Here is a 20,803-nt window from a genome sequence, read left to right as displayed (position 1 = left end):
TCAATGTAACAATGTATCAATTTAGCAATGTAACAATACCCTCAACATTGGTAAACTGTTACACTGATACATTGTTATATTTATTAATTTCCCAGAACTTTATTGATCGCTAAAGGAAATATTTCATATTCAATCTGGTGAACTTTCTGAGCTAATGTTTCAGGAGTATCCTCTGCTGTTACTTCAAAAGATTTCTGAAGTATAGCTTCTCCTTCATCAATACCCGGTGTTACAAAATGTACTGTTGCCCCACTCTCTGTTTCTTTTGCTTCAATAACAGCATTGTGAACGTTCATTCCCCACATTCCTTTTCCACCGAATTTCGGAAGCAATGCCGGATGAATATTGATTATTTTACCGTTCCAGTTTTCGCAGAATTCAGGTTTTAAAATGGATAGGAATCCTGCCAATACAATAAGGTCTGTATTTTGTGGGATTACTTTAGCCAATTCGCTGCTGAAGTTCTTTCCTCTTGGAATCAGTATGTTTTCTATATTATGATTCTTTGCTCTTTCCAATCCGAAACATTCTCTGTCTGCCACCACTAAAGCCACTTTTGCATTCTGGATTTCTCCAGCTTCAATGGTATCAATGATTCTCTGCAGATTGGTTCCTGAACCGGATACAAGCACTACAATATTCTTCATATTTATTTGGTAGTCTTTCAAGACTTAAAACCTTAACAAGGCTTTCTTTATTTTATTATTATCCGATGTGTTCCATCCAGTCTTTCTATTTCCTCTACATAAAACCTTGGAGTAAAATCATCACATCCTGATTTTGAATTGATTTCCAAACGACCTTTCAATCTATAGGTCATATAGTACTGATCAGTACGGTTATCATAAAAATAATCTTTAAAATCGAAGGGATCAAGACCATTTTTTGTTTCAGGATTGATATCTCTTCCTATTAAAAGTTGATATCGTGGATCATCTACTTTTTTAACTTTTGCATCATCATTTTCATCTCCGCAGGCATATTGCATGAATGTAGCTTCGATGATAATGAGGTCTCCTAAAGATGTTTTATGTTTCCAGCTATAAAATCCCCAATATCCGACGCCGAGAAGTATTATGCCAAAGATCAAGTAACTGATGGACTTTTTCATTTATAAATGTAACAATGTATCAGTCTAGCAATGTAACAATGGATACACTGTACATTGGTACGTTGCCAGATTGTTATATTATTTATAATGATAAATTGATTTTCTCTGCTCCTTCCGTGATTTCTCCGATTTCGTAAGCATCATCTAAAAGGTGTAATACTTTCTCAGCATGATCTGCATCTACAACGATTACCATCCCTACACCCATATTGAATGTTCCGTGCATTTCTTCTCTTGTAACTCCACCTCTCTTCTCCAGCTCAAGCATTATGCTTGGAATTCTGATTTTAGAACCGTCGATAGAAGCACAAAGTCCTTCAGGGATGATTCTTGGTACGTTTTCATAAAGACCGCCTCCTGTAATGTGAGCAATTCCTTCTACTTTTACTTCTTCCAATACTCTGTGAATATCTTTAAAGTATAATCTTGTCGGAACTAAAAGGGTTTCATATAATGGTTTTCCTTCAAACTCTTCTTCAAAGTTCGGGAATACTTTTCTTACTAAAGAGAATCCGTTAGAATGGAATCCTGAGCTTGGTAATGCAATAATTTTGTTACCCGCCTTGATGTTAGATCCGTCTATGATCTGGTCTTTTTCCACGATTCCTACACAGAATCCGGCAACATCATAGTCTCCAGGCTGATACATTCCCGGCATTTCAGCAGTTTCCCCACCTATTAATGCACAGTTGTTATCTTTACAAGCTTCTACCATTCCTAAAACAATTTCAGCAGCAATCTCAGAGTCAAGCTTTCCACAAGCTAAATAATCTAAGAAGAATAAAGGTTTAGCACCATGGCAAAGAATATCGTTGGCACACATTGCGAAACAGTCTACTCCAATTGAGTCGTATTTTTTGGTATCCAAAGCTACTTTCAGCTTTGTTCCTACTCCATCTGTTCCTGAAACAAGGACCGGATTTTTGTATCCTCCGATCTCGTAGAAAGCCCCAAAACTTCCCAAATGGTTCAATACATTGGAATTATGGGTTTCGCCAACTGCTTTTTTAATCTTGTCAACCGTTTTGTATCCTTCTTCTTTGTCTACTCCTGCTGATTTGTAAGTGTTGCTCATGTCTGCTTAGATTTTTAGATGTTAGATTTCAGATTTCAGATGACTGATTGTCTCACATCCGATGTCTTACGTCTCTTATCTTTTAATATTTCAATTTACTTTTTTATATTCGATTTAGAAAACAAAAAAGCCGACAATCTTTTCAGATTATCGGCCGTTATTTTATCTCAGAATTTCAGAGCCCACAATTTTCCCTTTATGAGAAAAACATTGTTTATAGGAGGTCTGAATTTTCATCTCTTTTTCTTTTTGCAAAAATAGTAATTTTAAATGAATATTCAAATTCTATTTTTCAAGGATGGTTTCAATGGCTGCAATCTTCTTTACTTTTTCCTTTAATTCACTGTCTTTCTCAGCGTTAGAAATTTTTTGTTCAGCCTTATCAAAGTTATCATTAAAGAAAGGAAGTGAGAAAGTTTCTACCACATTTCCTCCGTGGAAAGGGAAACGCTTAGATGCTGCTTCCAAAACACCTGCTCCACCTCTTCCTCCAGGTGATGTTGACATCAATAGCATTGGCACTTCATTCCATACCGTTCTGTCTTTGATTCTTGAAACCCAGTCGAACACATTTTTGAATGCTGTAGAATACGTTCCGTTGTGCTCTCCTAAAGAAACCAATAATAAGTCTGCCCCATCAATTTTAGCAGCAAAATCATGAGCTTCCTGAGGAACTCCGCCTGCTAATTCTCTTTCATGCTTGTAGATTGGCATTTCGAAAGGATTCAAATCAATCACTTCTACCTCTGCTTTATCAAATAATGTTGCAGCATAAGCTACCAACTGCTTGTTCATTGAAACTTCTGAATTGCTTCCTGCTATTGCTAAGATTTTCATATTCTGTATTAAATTTTTATGTTATGAATTAAAGGACCTCCTTGTTGTATGATCCTATTTTAATTTTATTTTGAGGATACAAATTTAGTTTTTTATTTAAGATAAGAAGGTAACTCCATTGGGACTTCCATCAATAATACCTCTGTGTCTTCCACAGCTTCAATATTAAAGCTTTGTGTATCCCAGATTCCCAATCCGTCTCTTTCATTCAAAATGCGGTCTCCTACTTTTGCGCTTCCTTTTAAAACAAATGCATACACTCCGTTGCCTTTTTTATTCAACATATAGTTTTTGCCATTACCTTTTTTAAAGTTAGCTATATTAAACCATGCATCCTGATGAATCCATACTCCGTCATCATTTTTATTGGGTGATAAAATCTGCTGGAATCCGTTGATCTTTTCTCCTTCTTTGATGCTTTTCTGATCGTATCTTGGTTCAACTCCTAATTCTCTTGGGAAAACCCAGATCTGTAAGAATTTTACTTCTTCATCTTTATTTTTGTTGTATTCACTGTGCTGTACTCCGGTTCCGGCACTCATCACCTGAATTTCTCCTTTCCTGATCACCGCAGTGGTTCCCATTGAATCTTTGTGTTCCAGATCTCCTTCCAAAGGAATAGAAATAATCTCCATATCCCTGTGTGGGTGTGTCCCGAATCCCATTCCCTGAGAAACGGTATCGTCATTCAAAACTCTTAATACTCCAAAGTTTGTTCTGTCCCTGTTCTGGTAGTTGGCAAAACTGAAAGTATGGTAAGAGTTTAACCAACCATGATTGGCGTGGCCTCTTGAATCTGCTTTATGATATACTGTTTTCATTTCTGTGATTATTTATGGTACAAATGTACGGGATGTAGTAGTGAAAAAAAGTTGATATAGGATAAGAAAGAACAACTGCTGATAAATCTATAGGAGGTATGTAATTTCCCGCAGATCACACAGATTCCGCAGATTTTTTACATTCGTATGGAAATGATGTTTATATTTTTTAAAGGATCTGTGTCATCTGTAAAATTGTTGAATCTACTATATAAAAAACCGAAACATATAAGTTTTGGCTAAAGCCAAATGAGGAGATTCCAAACAAGAAGGCGGGCTAAAGCCCGCTTCTATTGAATTTCAATTTTATTATTTTATTTTATAGATACCTTTCTTCAGGCTAAAAATGAACCTGTTTGATCTCCTCTTCAATTTCTTTAGGGGTTTCGTCTTCAGATTTAACGAAGATCATTGTTACCAATGCACCGATTAACATACAAATACCTCCTACTACAACATAGTCCATGGCCTGTTTACCAAAAACACCACTTACGATAGGCCCTCCAAACAAACCATTAATGATTTGAGGGATTACAATAAAGAAATTAAATATTCCCATATAAACACCCATTTTCCTTTGTGGGATAACTTCAATCAGCATGGCATAAGGCATTGCCAGAATACTGGCCCAGGCAAATCCTAATCCGATCATTGAAATCCACAGGTTGTCTACATCTTTTATAAAATACATGGAGATCAAGCCTAAACCGCCACATAATAAGGCTAAAGCATGGGTTTGTTTTTTACCGATCCATTTGGCAATAGGTGTTAATAAAAAGGCAAATGGAATAGCCCAAAGATTATACATCCCAAAAAGTTTACCGGTTAAATCTCCAGCATCATTGAATGCTTTTGAATGCGTATCTTCCGGGGAAAGTCCTAAATGATGGGTGGCCAAAGCACTCGTGGTAAACACCCACATGGTAAATAGGGCAAACCATGAGAAAAACTGAACAATCCCCAGCTTTTTCATCTGGGCCGGAATAGCTGCAAAGTCTTTAAAGATGTCGGAAAATTTAGATTTTTCATGTTCTATTTCTTTTCCATCCTCAAAGGCTGCAAATTCTTCCGGAGAATATTCTTTGGTGGTGACAATGGTATACAGAATAGAGATAATCAACAATATTGCTCCTATATAAAAGGAATAAATCACATTATCTGCAACAAAGCCTTTAGGCGCTACGTTGGAAACCCCAAGCTTCGTTAACCAATCCGGCAAATAAGAACCCAAAACGGCTCCAAATCCGATCAGGATCGTTTGTACTGAAAACCCAATGGTTCCCTGATGTTTTGGAAGCATATCTCCTACCAAAGCTCTGAAAGGTTCCATCGCAACATTCACAGAAGCATCCATCATCGCCAGGAAAATTACGGCTAATAAAAGAGCGTTAGCGGCAAACATCTGAGTTACAGAAGCGGCATTAGGCAACAGTACTAATCCTATAGCACACAGGACAGCACCAATCAGGAAATAAGGTTTTCTTCTTCCCAGCGGACTCCAGGTGTTATCTCCCATGTGCCCGATAATTGGCTGAACGATCAGTCCGGTGATCGGAGCTACAAGCCAGAACCATGACAGTTCGTGAACATCTGCTCCTAAATTGGCAAGGATACGGCTTGCATTTCCATTCTGTAATCCGAATGCCATTTGGATTCCTAAGAACCCCATACTCATATTGATAATCTGAGCAAGTGAAAGTTCCGGTTTCATTTTTCCAGCCATAGTTCTCTTTATGCTTATTTTGTTTTTAATTCTTTAATCAAAACGTCTTCAAGAGCTGTTTTCTCAGCTACTACTTTATCTACAACATCGTTAGGAACCGTCATAGAAAGGACGTATTGTTTTACTTTCCATTGTCCATTTATCTTTTCCACCACTCCTGAACCACGGCAGATTTTCATTTGAGTGTCTAATAATTCATCAAACCAGGCAAACTTTCCGTCTTTGCTGAAATAGATATTTCTTTTCAATGCTGTAAAATTCCAGGTTCTTTTTTTATCAAAATGAGGTTTAGCCCACACCATGAATTCTTTTTTATTCCAGACTTCAGTAGCATCGGTTCCAATAAAGGTGGATTCATCGGCAAAAAAATTGAAGTACCCTGTATAATCTGCTTTGGCAGCTGCTACATTGAAAGCATCAAGCATGGTGCTGATCTCTGCTTTTTCTTTTTCAAATGTTTTGTTTGATTGCGCTGAAAGCACTGTAAATCCAAATAAAAACAGGATAAGTGTATGAACAGCTATTAATTTTTTCATAGGTATTATTTATTTTTCAAGTTCAATAATCAATGGGGTTTTTGCAGGAACTGTCAAAGTGTTCTGTAAAGAAAATGACTTTCCTGAAATCACCTCTTTCCCTTTGGAAAATCCTTTCAGTGATTCTTCAAAGTATTTCAGGTCTAACGTCTGATCTTTTATATTATTGTTGATAACTACCATTACACTTTCTTTATCATTATATCTGAAATAGGTAAACACGCCATCTTTCGGAACAAAATTCTTCGTTTTTCCGGTATGAATTACATCCTTCCCTTTTCTCCAGTTTAATAATTTCTGAGTGAACTGATAGAATTCCTTTTGTTCAGAGGTTTGTGTTGTTGGGTTAAAAGCATTTTGTTTATCAGATTTCCAGCCTCCCGGAAAGTCTCTCCGGATATCAGCATCACCTCCTTTTTCCTTATTTCCACGCATTCCTACTTCTGAACCATAATAGATCTGAGGTATTCCACGGACTGTTGAGATCAGGGCCAACCCCATTTTGTAAACATTCGGGTCTGCATTGAAGATTTCATTCCATCTTTCGGTATCATGATTTTCAAAGAAAACCATTACATTATTGATATCAGGATAAAGGAAATCACTGCTGAAAGAGTCATAAAGCTTGATCATCCCTGTATTCCAACCTTCTTTTTCTTTAAAAGCTTTCGGCATATCTCCAAAGAGCATGAAATCCATTACAGAGGGTAGATTCGAGTTATATCCGGCTGCTTCTCCTGTTTTGGAATTTTTCTGCCATGCTGAAATTTGTCCTGCAGTATACAGCCAAGACTCTCCTACAATATTGAATTTTGGATATTCATCAGTAATAGCTTTAGCCCACTTTGCCATGGCTTCTTTATCATTGTAAGGATAAGTGTCTACACGAAAGCCACCTAACTCAGCATATTCAATCCACCAGATGGCATTTTGGGTTAAATATTTTAAAACCAAAGGATTTTTCTGGTTGAGATCCGGCATAGTCTTATCAAACCACCCATCCAGCGCATATTTTTTATCAATATCCGAAGCATTGGGGTCAAACTGTGTAGATGTTTTATAATTAGATCTTTTGAAGCCTTCTTCTCCTTCTTTGAACCAGTGAATCCAATCTTTTGTAGGAAGATCCTTAATCATCCAATGAGAAACACCCCAATGGTTGGTAACATAATCCATGACCAGCTTCATGTTTCTTTTATTTAATTCCTGGGAAAGTTTTTTGTAATCTTCATTGGTTCCGTAACGGGCATCAATTTTATAAAGATCGGTTTGTGCATATCCGTGGTAAGAATATACTTTTTCATTGTCTTCATTCACAGGGGTTAACCAAACTGCTGTTGCACCAAGGTTTTGTATGTAATCAAGATTATTAATGATTCCCTGAAGGTCTCCGCCATGTCTTCCGTTGGGTAAACTGCGATCTGCTTTTTCGGTCAATCCCGGAACAGAATCATTTTTTTCATCTCCATTGGCAAAACGATCCGGCATAATCAGGTACATTACATCCTTTGAAGTGTAGGATTCCCGGTCTGCAGAGCCTGACTTCCTCGGCTTCAGTTCATAAGTATAAGAACCCAAATTCTTTTTATCTTTTCTAATATTGATGCTAAACTTCGGAACGCTGATCTCATTGGTATTGACCGTAATAAAAACATAGTTAGGGTTATCTACCTTTTGAATATTTTTAATCTGCACCCCATCCGAAAGTGAAATTTCATTGTTGGCAATTCCTTTTCCATAAACAAGGATTTGCAATTCAGGATTTTTCATTCCCTTCCACCAGAAAGCCGGCTCTACTTTTTCCAACACTGCTGACTGGGAAAAAGCTATTGAAGCAGCGGAAAGGGCAAAAAACATATATATTTTTCTCATAACTTAGTTGTAGTCTTTCATTTAATCATCAGTTGTGCACTATGAAATGTCATTTAAAATACCGCTCACTACACTAAAAATCAGCAAGTTATATTCAATCACACAACAATTTAAGTATGAACAACTTAGGAGCAAATTACGAAAAAAACTTTAGAGTTATTACAAAATGATAAATAGAATTCCCTTTTATTCATCAATCTTACAGAGATGCACCGGATTGATAAAATTCAATACAGAAACATACCCTTATTGGTAACATTTTTTGTAAAGAATACAACAATATTTCACAACCCCGCTTATACTTTTATTAAATTATTATTAAATTACCATATAAAAAGAATATTTAATTTAAAATAAGCATTTTTTAACGGTTTTATTTTTAGATTTACAGAAAAAATGTTTGATTTTAGTAACATGTTTGAGAGTGACGGACCGGATATTGTTTATCCCTGGGCCATTCCTATGTTCGCAGGTATCATTTTTATAGAGATGGCATATAGTCATTTCAACAAAGAAAAGCTTTATGAGACAAAAGACGTGGCTACCAATGTGCTTTTAGCACTTTTAAATTATAGCCTGGATATCATTATGAAAGGCTTTTCCATGCTCGTTATGATGTTCTTTTACTATCATCGTATTTTTGACTGGGAGGTTGGAATATGGTACTGGATTGCTGTATTTCTGGCCCAGGATTTTGCTTATTATGTTCATCATTATGTAGATCATCATTCCCGTGTGTTTTGGGCGGTACATATTACCCATCATAATTCTGATTATTTCAACATCACCACAGGATTCAGAAGTCCTGTATTTCAGCCGCTGTACAGATATTTGTTCTTTTCTCCGTTAGCATTCGTGGGATTCCATCCACTGCATGTTATGGTAGCTTACTCTGCCATTCAGATTTATGGAACCTTTGTTCACACACAGTCTATCAAAAGCATGGGTTTCCTGGAATATATTTTAGTGACTCCTTCACATCACCGTGTGCATCATGCCTGTAATATCAAATATCTGGACCGTAATATGGGAATGGGACTGATTATCTGGGACAAAATCTTCGGAACATTTGAAAAGGAAGATCCGGAAGTTCCTGTAAAATATGGAATCTACCCTAAAATGAAATCTAAAGATCCGGCCACAGTTCTGTTTTATGAATGGAGAAGAATTGGAAAGGACCTGAGACAACCGGGACTTTCTTTCAAAGACCGCCTGAAATACCTCTTCTACTCTCCAGGCTGGAGACATGACGGCACCGGAAAAACGGTAAGACAGTTTCAGAAGGAATACAAAGAAAAGATAAAAAATAAGCCATTATCCGCTCAGACTGAACAGATAGAAGCTACAGAACCGGAATACACTCCGAATTAAGAGATGGAAGATGGGAGCTGGAGGCTGGAAGTTATGCGGGTCATAAATCATGACTCTTACATTTGTTTTTTAACAATTTTTCTTAGTCTTCATTTTTCTTAATGGTTTAAATACTTCAGCCTGCTATCATTTAGTTTCTTTACCAGAATCCGGATATTTATTATCAGACCTTTCTGCAATTCTACTTGCCAGCCAGCTTACATAAAACAGCTGAAAACTATGGTAAATCATTACAGGAAGTAAAAACAAAACTTTCTGCTCTTCAGGAATATTTAACACCAACAGAAAAAGACTTCCGTGAACGAGTGACTTTTTAGAACCACAAAAAGTAACTGTAATGACATCTTTAGCATTGAACCCCATCTTTCGCGAAATAATTTTAAGTGTGTTATAAACGGCAAAAAACAGAAAAACCACACTGAAAGCCAGAATTAAAAATACAACCGCCGGAACTGAGCTGAAAATATTTTCTATAAGTGCTGTTGAAAAACTTTCATAAACGATTAATAGAATAATAAGCTTATCAAATTCAGCAATGATCTTTGAATATTTTGTCACCCATTTTTTGAAAACAGGATTGAATACAATTCCTAAAACAATCGGTAACAGCACCTTCATCAAAAGCTGTTGTATCACTTCACCCTGATCTCCCGAACCTGATTGAGAGGTTAGAAAAAAACTCATCAGAAGCGGAGTCATCACAATTCCAATCAATCCTGAAATAGAGGCATTGAAAATGGCTGAAGTTACATTTCCTTTTGCAATCGATACCATAACTACAGACGATGAAACGGTAGAAGGCAAAGCTGCCAGGAAAAATAGAGAGAGCCAGATATCCTCATATCCTGTTCCTTTCACCAAAGGGTAAAAAATTAATACCAACAATGGAAAAAGAATAAACGTTCCGGACTGAATCAGAAGATGCAGCTTCCAGTTTGAAATATCTTTTACTACTTCTTTCAGATTCAGCTTAAGCCCGTACAGTAAAAAAATCCCTGCAATTCCCCAGTCAATAAAAGCTGAAAGATTAAAATATTGATTATAGGATTTATCAAAAGGAATCAGTTTGGCCATCAACACCATTCCGATCAGCAGGAAAAGAAAAACATTTTGCTTATTAAAAACTTTAGCCTTCAGCATTACAATACAAGATTTAGAAATAAAAAAATCCTTAAAGGATGGACCTTTAAGGATTATAAAGTTAAGAAATATTTATTTTACCGGTTTGATGGAGATGGCAAAACCACCGCTTCTTACCATTTTAAAATTAATTTTCGATTTGCTGTTAATCTCTTTCTTATAGATATTATAGCTTTGAGGATTGTCTATATAATCAGCATCTTTTCCATCTTCATAGATTGTTGCCTCATATTTTTTTCCTTTATCCAGGAACGAGAAATCTACCGTATATTCACGTTTGTTTTCATCAGTAATTCCTCCTACGAACCAGTTTTCTGTACCTTTTGCTTTTCTGGCAGTGATAACATAATCTCCCGGCTCAGCAGATAAAATCTTTGTATCATCCCAATCAGCTGCTACATCCTTAATGAACTGGAATGCATCCATGTGCTTTTTATAGTTCTCAGGAAGGTCAGCTGCCATCTGAAGCGGCATATACATCGTTACATATAAGGCAAGCTGTTTTGCTAATGTAGTTTTTACGAAACGCTTATCTCCAGGGAAATAATAGTCTAACTTCGTTTGGAAAATTCCTGGCGTGTAGTCCATAGAACCACCCATCCATCTTGTAAACGGAAGTACCGTCTGATGATCCGGCTTATTTCCTCCGAATGCTTCATACTCTGTTCCACGTGCTGCTTCTGCGGAGATGTAGTTCGGATAAGTACGGCTTTCCCCTGTAGGACGTACAGACTCGTGAGAGTTTACCATGATTTTATACTCATTAGCTTTTTCAGCAATTCTATAGTAATGGTTAATTGTCCATTGAGAATAATGGTGCTCTCCTCTTGGAATAATATCTCCTACATAACCTGTTTTCACAGCATCATAACCATATTTATTCATGGTTTGGAATGCTTTATCTGCCCATCTTTCATAGTTCGTTGCAGAGCCTGAAGTTTCATGGTGCATGATAAGCTTGATTCCTTTTGAATGAGCATAATCGTTCAGCATTTTGATATCAAAATCCGGGTAAGGAGTAATGAAATCAAAAACAAATTCTTTAGAGTGTCCGAACCAGTCTTCCCAGCCAATATTCCAGCCTTCGATCAATAATCCCTGGAATCCGTTTTCAGCAGCAAAATCGATGTATTCTTTCACTTTTGTATTGTTTGCTGCATGTTTTCCGTTGGGAGTCAGTTTTGTAAAATCTGTTTTACCCAAGTGAACATTTTCAGCTGTAGAATATGCCCACTGAGATTTTCCGATGATCATTTCCCACCAAACACCCATGTATTTTGTAGGATGAATATAAGAAGTGTCCGTGTACTTTGTAGGCTCGTTCAAGTTAAAGATCATTTTGGAATCCATAACCTCTTCAGCTTTTGGGGCAACGATGATCGTTCTCCAAGGAGTTACTGATGGAGTTTGAATATATCCTTTTGCTCCTTGTCTGTCTGCCGTTAAATGTGTTTTGAACTTAAAGTTCTGGGCGTCTACCTCAAGGTGTGATGCCGGATAATCCAATACAGCAGCTTCTGCAACGTTGATATATAAAGGTGATTTACCTTCTTTTTTAAGCATCAATGGAGATTGAACTGCATTTTTCACCAAAGTCTGGGAGGCATTGGCATCAGCTGCTTTATCCCATTTTGCAGGAATTTCAGAAACTTTTGTTTCCTGGTACTGATATTCCTGAGAATCATAATCTGCTACAATCCACCAAGCCTTCATATCGGTTGGGAAATCAATTTCAGAATCTTCTTCTCTGATCACGAAATAATTAAGATTTTTCTGTTGTGGAAATTCATATCTGAATCCAAGACCATCATTGAATAATCTGAATTTTACTACAATACTTCTGTCTGTAGAAGCCTGATTTAACGTCACCGCTAATTCATTGTAGTTATTGATATAATTTTTCTTTTCTCCCAAAACCGGCTGCCATGTCTCGTTTTTGGAGTCTCTTTTTTCATCTACCTTTGCAAAACCGTTGTTAAGATCGTATTTTGCATCTTCTGCTTTGGCTATTTCAGAAGCAAATTTTATGGCTGTGTCTTTAAATAATCTCAATCCCAATTTTGAATCTTCTACAACCACCGCACCGTTGTATTTCAGATTATAGAAAGGAACTCCATCTTTTAACTGGAAATTCATTTCAAACTTACCGTCCGGCGATTTTAAAGATTGTGCTTTCACACCTGTAAACATCATTGAGAGCAAGAGTGCTCCAACTGTAATTTTCTTCATAATGACTATTTATTAACTTAAAAAAATAAAGTGCTGCGGTAAAGCAGCACTTTGCTTTATTTTAATTTGATTTTTATTGAATTAAAATACTGGAATTACTGAGAATTCTCCTGTTATATCATTGAAATACACATCGTATTTAAAAGCTTCACTAACAGGAATATTCCCTCCTCCAAGATCTGCTACTCCGAAAAACTCTTTGGCAACTCCCCAGTTTGTTCCCCAATCGTGGTTGGCTCTGAATTTAAATTCACCTGAACTTAAGTTTACTTTTTTCTTCACCCAAATATGAGGATCAAACGTTGATTTTTCCATATCTACATCTGTACTCCAATCCCCTGAAGCAGATCCAATCATGGAAATAGTAGTATATGTTGTGGTTGGAGCAGGAATTGATATTAAGGTATAGCTTAGCGAATTAGTATCAACAGTTAATTTATAATACCCTGCTGTTTCTACCGGAATATTTCCGGAAGAACCACTTGCGCTTAACGTTCCTTCAGCGCCTCCCATTCCATACTGATTGTCCCAAGATCCAGGAGTTTTAATAAACTTAAATCCGCCTTTTGCAAAATATCCGGTATATGAATATTTTCCAGCAGTAGTTGTTTTCTGTAAAGGATACAATTTGGTATTGGTTACTGAATTATCCCAAGCTCCTGCTGTAGCATCACCAATTAGGAAAAGATCAGTATAATTGTATACCGGTCCTAGAATATAAGGGGTTACCTGTAGTGTGATTACATTAGAGTAAAAATTGGCCCCACCTACAGCAGTCTTAAATCTAACTTCTATTTCATTAACTACATTCGCAGTTCCTTCCATGCTAAGTATTAAGGTATTAAGCTGCTTATTGGTCATAGAAAAAGGAGAAGATACAACATCAATTAACTTACTGTCTTTAAAACCTTTTCCTTTCATTCCGAATTCAATCTGCTGAGTAGATACTACAGAAATGCTAAAGGCCGATTTTGCCCACTTAAAATTTACAGCGGTAGCATCTACATTACTTTTATCCAGAATAATAGTTGTTTTATCAGCAGAAATACTACTTTGTGAGGTTTCATTAAGAATAGCCTGATCTTCATCTTTTTCACAAGAAACAAGTGCCATTCCTATGAAAGCTATTGCTAATATTTTAAATATATTTTTCATGTTTAAGGAATGTTTTAAATTAATAGCCAGGATTTTGTTTCAGGTTAGGATTTGCAATAATATCTTTTGCAGGGATTGGATAAAGATTTCTATACTCTTCTACACTTTTACCATCCTTAACACCTCCTTTCCAAGGCCACAAGTACGAACCACTAGTGAATTTACCATAACGGATAAGATCTGTTCTCCTTGTCATTTCCCAACCAAGCTCTCGTCCTCTTTCGTCTAATATATAATCTGTATTTATTGAAGTTACTGTTGATGCTCCTGCGCGGGTTCTTAAGGCATTTACATATCCAAGAGCTGTTGCTGTATTTCCTCCATTTCCTCCTCTTAATGTAGCTTCCGCATACATTAGATAAATATCAGCTAATCTAAATATAGGAATATCTGTATCACAGAAATTACCTGATTTATCAGACCCAGGTATTCCAGCGCTTGTTAAGTTCTTGTATTTAACAAATCCATAACCATCAGTAAAAACTCCAAGGTCGTTAATTTCCAGATTTTGCCCATCAGTATAGAAATTTCCTCTTTGATCTGAAGGTGATCCAGCAAACAAATTCACATAAGCCTTGGTAGTTCTTAAACCACCCCAGCCGCCACTAATACCAAAATCAGCACCAGGCATAGTTCCTCCTACACCAGCATGAATCAGATAGGTTGTACCACCTGATGTTTGAATATGAACCCCATCAAAGGCAATTGGAAGAATAACTTCCGGATTATTTTTATCATTATCGGCAAGGAATAAATCCGCATATTTAGTTTTCAAAGAATATCCTGCTTGTATTACCTTATTGCAATACGTGATGCAATCCGTATAGTGATTAGAACCGTTATAAACTTGTGAATTAAGATATAAACGAGCTAACAAAGACCAAGCTGCTGCTTTATCTACTCTTCCATAAACATTTGCTTTTGGATCTTTCAGATCTCCTGAAACAGCAAGCAATTCACTTTCAATAAAATTAAAAAGTTCCGCACGAGTAATTCTTTTAGGTGGATTTACAGACCCTGGTAAATAACTTTCATCTACAAAAGGGACATTACCAAATAAATCCAATGCATAATAATAAGATAAAGCCCGTAAATATCTTACTTCTGCTCTCATATATTTTGCTTCAGCTAAATTAGCTCCTGTGATATTATTTGCTGACAGTTTCTCATCAGTAACATTTCTCAAAAACTCATTACTGGTAGCAATTTGAGTAAAAATTCTATAATAAGCACCTTCAACAAATTCACTAGAAGAATCCCATGTCATTTTATGAATCGTTTGTAGTGTTCCATCATTCCAAGCTATTACAGCTTCATCAGTTGGAAGTGTCTGTAATGTATACAATACTCTTGTATATTGTGAAAAGTTTCCATCAATTCCATTAATATCTGAATTTCCTCCATTGGCACCTTGCCCTCCATTTGCAAAACCTCCATATATTTTTGCTAATGCCATAGGATAGTTTGCAAAATCTTTAAAAACACTAGCTGAAGTAACATCCGTAATAGGCTGTTGTTCTAAATCATTCACACAAGATGTCACAGTAAGAATACTGAATAAGGCTGCAACTGCTATTATATTTATTTTAAATCTTTTCATTTCTCTTAAAATTGGTAGTTAAATCCTAAAGAATACACTTTTGGCATCTGATAATATCCATTGTCAATATTTCCAAATACTTCGGGATCTATCCCCGAATATTTTGTAATTACAAATACATTTTGAAGCATTGCATATACTCTCATATTGCTTCCTTTATAAAAAATGTCTTTAAAATTATATCCCGCGTTAATATTATCTAACCTTAGGAAAGACGCATTCTCTACAAAAATATCAGAGAAGTATTGTGGACTTGAAAACTTGTATTGTGCTGCTGTAGAATATACATTCTGCAGATAGTTATTTGTTGTTAGCGATTGAATAGAGCTGTTAGCTGCAGCATTATTATATACATAATTGCCCAATACCGCTCTTGCACTTAAACCAATGTCCCAGTTATTATGAGAAAATTTAGTATTAAAACCTATAATTGCATCAGGTTGTGTTGACTTATAATAGTATCTGTCATTAACATCAATTTTACCATCTCCATTTCTATCAACATATGCTCCATCCACTGGTTTTCCGCTAGTATCGTAAACTTGTTGAAATACATAGAATGCATTAGGTTGATAACCTACAGTATGTGCCTGGATTGTATTATTGACCCCTCCTTCAATTCCCCCTACTAAGATTCTATAAGAAGTATCTGCTCCATTAATAAGTTTGGTAATTTTAGATTTATAGTGAGTTGCATTAAACGACACTTCCCATGTAGTATTTTCTTTTTTTATTGGAACAAATGTAACAGATCCTTCTATCCCTTTTGTTTGCATATTCCCAACATTAAGAAGGTTATGATTACTTAAATCACCAGCTGCAATTGGTGCATCCACAATTAAGTCTTTTGTATCTTTTTGATAAACATCTATTGAACCTGTAATTCTATTTTTTGCAAAACCAAAGTCAATACCAGCGTTTTTTGTGGTTGTAATTTCCCAACTTAAGTTCGGATTGTAAATCTCAGGTCTCATCATAAAGTAGAACTGATCCCCAAATTGGTACTCTGCACCACTAGCACTTAAATTATAAGCAGCATAGGATGGATAATTTCTTGGCTTATTTGTATCCAGTGTAGGCAATTCCTGCTGTCCAGTTTTACCCCAACCTGCTCTCAATTTCAAAACATTGATTCCTGTATCTTTAAGGAAATTTTCTTCATTAATTTTCCAAGCAACAGATACTCCTGGGAAATTCCCCCAAACATTACTTGTTGTACCGTTATAGAATCTTGAAGAACCATCTCTTCTTATGGAAGCTGAAATAATATATTTATTAGCTATCGTAAAAATTCCTCTTCCATAGAAAGATAATAATACATTTTTAGTTTCAAAATCATTAGTAAATGTATTTTGCCCTCTCCCTTTAAATGTTGTAGATCCAGGAATAATTGTATGGAAATCCTGATAAGAATAACCTGCGGTAAGGTCAATTGTTGTTGAAATAGAATTTATTGTTTTTAGATAACTTAAATAAGTTTCTAGCAATTTATTCTTTTTCTCCATTGTATACTGGTTATACGTACCTAAATCTGCAATTCCGGCTCTATAAATAGGACTTACTGTTTTTGCACCATTACTTTTAGAATAATCATATCCCGCATTTACATTGATATGTAAGTCTGGTAAAAAATGTAGTTTATAATCTAATTGAATATTTCCTAAACCTCTCCATACAGATGATACGTCATGTACACCATCTAAAAGGCCTAATGGATTTGAAGTACCATTAACATTAAGACCCGTTATTTTATTATTGGGGTCTAGCCATTCATAATATCCGCCATAAGCAGAATTCCCAGAATATACTGATTGGGTTGGGTCAAAATAAGTGGCAGCCTTAATTACTCCACCGTCAACAAACCTGTTATCCGTAAAAGTTCCTTTAGCATTAACATTTACTGTCAAATGATTATCAAAAAACTTTGGGTTTAAGTTTAATCCTACAGAGCTTCTTCTAAATGAATTTGTTTTTACAATACCATTTTGATCATTATAGCCTATAGACAAACGATATGGTAACCATTTAACTCCTCCTGAAAATGCTAAATTATTATCTGTTCCCCAAGCAGGCTGATACGTTAAGTTCTGCCAGTTGGTATTAGAGGTCCCTAGCCTCGAAGCATTTACAGCAACCGATGGGTTAGTTTTTGCAATTTCATTTACAAATGACCTATATTCGTCTGCATTCAGAATATCTACATTTCCCATCTTTGTAGAAACAGAAGTCACTGTTGAAAAATTCACTTTAAATCTTCCTGCCGTTCCTTTTTTGGTAGTAATTAAAATTACACCATTAGAAGCTCTATTACCATAAATAGCTGTAGCTGAAGCATCTTTAAGAATATCAAAAGTTTCTATATCATTTGGGTTAATAAGAGATAAAGGATCCGAAGCTCCATTTACTCCTGTAAAGTCCTGGGGCACACCATCAATCACAATTAATGGGGAGTTTTCTCCATTCAAAGAAGATGTTCCCCTAATTCTGATTTTTGTTCCAGAACCAGGAGCGCCACTACTATTTGTAATTTGTACTCCGGGTGTCTTACCCTGAATAAGCTGTCCGGCAGAAGTTGCCCCACCGTTAAAGTCTTTGGCTGTTACAGAAGTAATAGAACCTGTAAGGTCCGATTTTTTCTGTTTACCATATCCAATCAAGACTACCTCCTCAATTTTTTTCTCTTTGGTGGCAGAGTCTTTAGTCTGCGCATGCATTACTGTACTTGCCAGTAAAAAAGCAGGCGCTATTTTTAATACAGTTGTAAAATTCTTCACAATTTTATTTTTATAGTTTCGTTTTTCAGTCTTAATTCCGGCTCTTGGCCAGTCTTGCAATTTAAAAAAAAATTAGAATTATTATAATTTTAATATAAATTATGATAAAATTATGTATATTACGAAACCGTTTTTAGTTAAAAATATACACCTCAATATTTTACACGATAGTATGCTATGCATAATATTTGTTTTACATTAACAAAAAGTTAAACAACTGTTTAACTTAATTTCATATTGATTATTGAAAAATGGCAAGATTCGTCATAATAACTCCACGAAGAGCGGTATTCAAGAGATAATCCTTATCTTTGCAGTCAAAACTTTACTATAAATGTCAAACAGAAAGATGATTACGGCAGCTTTGCCTTATGCAAACGGCCCGGTTCATATAGGACATTTGGCAGGTGTTTATATTCCTGCGGATGTTTACGCAAGATTTCAGAGAAGATTAGGAAAAGATGTAGCGTTTATCTGTGGTTCGGATGAGCACGGTATTCCTATTACCATAAGAGCTAAGAAAGAGGGAGTTACTCCTCAGGATATCGTTGACAAGTATCACGGGATTATTAAAAAATCTTTTGCTGATCTGGGAATTTCATTTGATGAATATTCAAGAACAACGTCTCCAAAGCATTATGAAACCAGCCAGGATTTCTTCAAAGTTCTTTATGAAAAAGGAAAATTTACAGAAGAAGTTTCTGAACAGTATTTTGATGAGCAGGCAGGAGAATTCCTTGCAGACCGTTATATTGTAGGAACTTGCCCCAATTGTGGCAATGAGAACGCTTACGGTGACCAGTGTGAGAAATGTGGTTCTACCCTTTCTCCATCTGAACTGATTAATCCGAAATCAATGCTTAGCGGAAATGTTCCTATTCTTAAAGAAACAAAGAACTGGTATCTGCCACTTAATGAATACGAAGATTTCTTAAACGAGTGGATTATTGAAGGCCATAAAGATGACTGGAAGCCTAACGTATACGGCCAGGTTAAATCATGGTTAAACGATGGTTTGAAGCCTCGTGCCATGACCAGAGACCTGAACTGGGGAGTTCCGGTTCCGCTTCCGAATGCTGAGGGAAAGGTTCTTTATGTTTGGTTTGATGCTCCAATCGGATATATTTCTTTCACGAAAGAATGGGCGGAGAAAAACGGAAAAGACTGGAAAGATTACTGGCAAAGTGAAGGCAGTGACCTGGTACACTTTATCGGAAAGGATAATATAGTATTCCACTGTATTATTTTCCCGGCGATGATGAAGGCACACGGCGATTATATCATGCCTAAAAACGTACCCGCTTTTGAATTCCTGAACCTTGAGAACGATAAAATTTCAACTTCAAGAAACTGGGCTGTTTGGGCTCACGAATATGTTGAAGATTTCCCGGGACAACAGGATGTTTTAAGATATGCTCTTCTTTCATCAGCTCCTGAAACCAAGGATAATAACTTTACATGGAAGGATTTCCAGACGAAAAATAATTCTGAACTGGTTGGGATTTTCGGAAACTTCATCAACAGAGTTGCGGTTCTTATTCATAAATATTATGAAGGAGTTGTTCCTCAGGGAGATGTTAACAGCCCAGAATTAAAAGAGATTAATAAAGCAGCTACTGAAATTTCAGGATTCCTTGACAATTATGAATTCAGAAATGCTTTATCTGCATTAATGAACCTTGCAAGATTTGGAAACCAGTACCTTCAGACTGAAGAGCCTTGGAAAACCATCAAAGACAACCCAGAAAAGGCAGCTCAGTCTCTATTTGTAGGAGCTCAGATTGCTGTTGCTTTGGCTCAGCTATGTGAACCATTCATGCCTTTCAGCTCTGAAAAGCTATTGAACATGTTCAATGTTGAAAAGAAAAGCTGGAGTGATGTTGAAACACAATCTGTTTTAATTGAAACAGGTCACAAAATCAATGAAGCTTCCCTTCTCTTCTCCAAAATTGAAGACAACGTTATTGAAGCTCAGATTCAAAAGCTGGAAGACACGAAACAAAACAACAAGAAAACCAATCCTAACGCTAATCCAATGAAAGAAGAAATCACTTTTGATGATTTTACGAAAATAGATCTTAGAACCGCTACCATTTTAGAGGCTGAAAAAGTAGAAAAAGCTGATAAATTACTAAAACTTACTGTAGATACAGGAGTTGACGTAAGAACTGTAGTTTCAGGGATTGCAGAAAGCTTTACGCCTGAAGAAGTAGTTGGAAAACAGGTAATGATTTTATTAAACCTTGCTCCAAGAAAGATCAGAGGTATTGAATCTCAAGGGATGTTGTTATTAACGACTAAACCTGATGGTAAATTATCTTTCGTAACACCGGATGACAGCAATGTTGAAAACGGTATTGAGATTGGATAATTAATATCTAGATATAAAGATTAAAGGCTGTTTCGGATGAAGCAGCCTTTTTTATTTCAGATGTCCCGTCCTGAAATAAGTTGACAACTAATCGACTTATTTATGAAAGAACAAGTATTAAAAAGAGAAAAGCGCACCCAAAGAGACTACAGTATAGCTTTTAAATTACGGGTAGTTTCTCAAGTAGA

General features: G+C 36.1%; 15 protein-coding genes. 2 read left to right on the top strand and 13 right to left on the bottom strand.

Features of this window, described 5'->3' with window-relative positions; all coding sequences use genetic code 11:
• Positions 1-83: 83 nt before the first annotated feature.
• From purN to BBH99_RS17670, 8 genes are all read right to left on the bottom strand, one after another.
• Positions 84-647, bottom strand: coding sequence for a phosphoribosylglycinamide formyltransferase (gene purN, locus BBH99_RS17710; RefSeq protein ID WP_066698800.1), 564 nt, complete (start codon positions 645-647; stop codon positions 84-86).
• Positions 648-694: 47 nt separating this feature from the next.
• Positions 695-1,111 (bottom strand): hypothetical protein, encoded by a 417-nt coding sequence (locus BBH99_RS17705; protein WP_066698798.1) that lies wholly within the window; start codon positions 1,109-1,111, stop codon positions 695-697.
• Between the two features lie 82 nt (positions 1,112-1,193).
• Positions 1,194-2,186, bottom strand: a complete 993-nt coding sequence (purM, locus tag BBH99_RS17700; protein ID WP_066698796.1) for a phosphoribosylformylglycinamidine cyclo-ligase — start codon at positions 2,184-2,186, stop codon at positions 1,194-1,196.
• Positions 2,187-2,471: 285 nt separating this feature from the next.
• Positions 2,472-3,023, bottom strand: a complete 552-nt coding sequence (locus BBH99_RS17690; RefSeq protein ID WP_066698791.1) for an NADPH-dependent FMN reductase — start codon at positions 3,021-3,023, stop codon at positions 2,472-2,474.
• Positions 3,024-3,115: 92 nt separating this feature from the next.
• Positions 3,116-3,844, bottom strand: a complete 729-nt coding sequence (locus tag BBH99_RS17685; RefSeq protein WP_066698789.1) for a pirin family protein — start codon at positions 3,842-3,844, stop codon at positions 3,116-3,118.
• Positions 3,845-4,184: 340 nt separating this feature from the next.
• Entirely contained in the window at positions 4,185-5,567 is a 1,383-nt protein-coding gene (locus BBH99_RS17680; RefSeq protein WP_066698786.1) for an MFS transporter, read from the bottom strand.
• Between the two features lie 14 nt (positions 5,568-5,581).
• Positions 5,582-6,103 carry a nuclear transport factor 2 family protein gene (locus tag BBH99_RS17675; protein WP_066698783.1) on the bottom strand — a complete coding sequence of 174 codons (522 nt, stop codon included), beginning with the start codon at positions 6,101-6,103 and terminating at the stop codon, positions 5,582-5,584.
• Positions 6,104-6,112: 9 nt separating this feature from the next.
• Complete coding sequence (locus BBH99_RS17670) at positions 6,113-7,975, bottom strand: glycoside hydrolase family 13 protein (RefSeq protein ID WP_066698781.1); 1,863 nt, start codon at positions 7,973-7,975, stop codon at positions 6,113-6,115.
• A 396-nt stretch (positions 7,976-8,371) separates the two neighbouring features.
• On the opposite strand from BBH99_RS17670, the gene BBH99_RS17665 reads away from it, so the two are divergent.
• Positions 8,372-9,346, top strand: a complete 975-nt coding sequence (locus tag BBH99_RS17665) for a sterol desaturase family protein (protein WP_066698779.1) — start codon at positions 8,372-8,374, stop codon at positions 9,344-9,346.
• A gap of 126 nt (positions 9,347-9,472) precedes the next feature.
• Here the strand turns inward: BBH99_RS17665 and BBH99_RS17660 are convergent, their stop codons facing one another.
• From BBH99_RS17660 to BBH99_RS17640, 5 genes are all read right to left on the bottom strand, one after another.
• Positions 9,473-10,486, bottom strand: coding sequence for a bile acid:sodium symporter family protein (locus BBH99_RS17660; RefSeq protein ID WP_066698777.1), 1,014 nt, complete (start codon positions 10,484-10,486; stop codon positions 9,473-9,475).
• A 72-nt stretch (positions 10,487-10,558) separates the two neighbouring features.
• Positions 10,559-12,715, bottom strand: a complete 2,157-nt coding sequence (locus BBH99_RS17655) for a glycoside hydrolase family 97 protein (protein ID WP_066698774.1) — start codon at positions 12,713-12,715, stop codon at positions 10,559-10,561.
• A gap of 81 nt (positions 12,716-12,796) precedes the next feature.
• A complete protein-coding gene (locus BBH99_RS17650; RefSeq protein WP_066698771.1) occupies positions 12,797-13,870 on the bottom strand; it encodes a SusF/SusE family outer membrane protein in 1,074 nt (357 codons plus the stop codon).
• A 19-nt stretch (positions 13,871-13,889) separates the two neighbouring features.
• Positions 13,890-15,470 (bottom strand): RagB/SusD family nutrient uptake outer membrane protein, encoded by a 1,581-nt coding sequence (locus tag BBH99_RS17645; RefSeq protein ID WP_066698768.1) that lies wholly within the window; start codon positions 15,468-15,470, stop codon positions 13,890-13,892.
• Positions 15,471-15,475: 5 nt separating this feature from the next.
• Positions 15,476-18,244 (bottom strand): SusC/RagA family TonB-linked outer membrane protein, encoded by a 2,769-nt coding sequence (locus BBH99_RS17640; protein WP_066698802.1) that lies wholly within the window; start codon positions 18,242-18,244, stop codon positions 15,476-15,478.
• A gap of 334 nt (positions 18,245-18,578) precedes the next feature.
• Here BBH99_RS17640 and metG point away from each other — a divergent pair, with 334 nt between their 5' ends.
• The gene (metG, locus tag BBH99_RS17635) at positions 18,579-20,615 is read left to right on the top strand and encodes a methionine--tRNA ligase (protein WP_066698763.1); all 2,037 of its coding nucleotides are present in this window, start codon (positions 18,579-18,581) and stop codon (positions 20,613-20,615) included.
• Positions 20,616-20,803 lie beyond the last annotated feature (188 nt).

The organism is Chryseobacterium contaminans (assembly GCF_001684955.1).
In the GTDB taxonomy this organism is placed as follows: domain Bacteria; phylum Bacteroidota; class Bacteroidia; order Flavobacteriales; family Weeksellaceae; genus Chryseobacterium; species Chryseobacterium contaminans.
The sequence above is the reverse complement of the archived record's forward strand: the minus strand, read 5'-3'. Positions and strand labels throughout refer to the sequence as shown.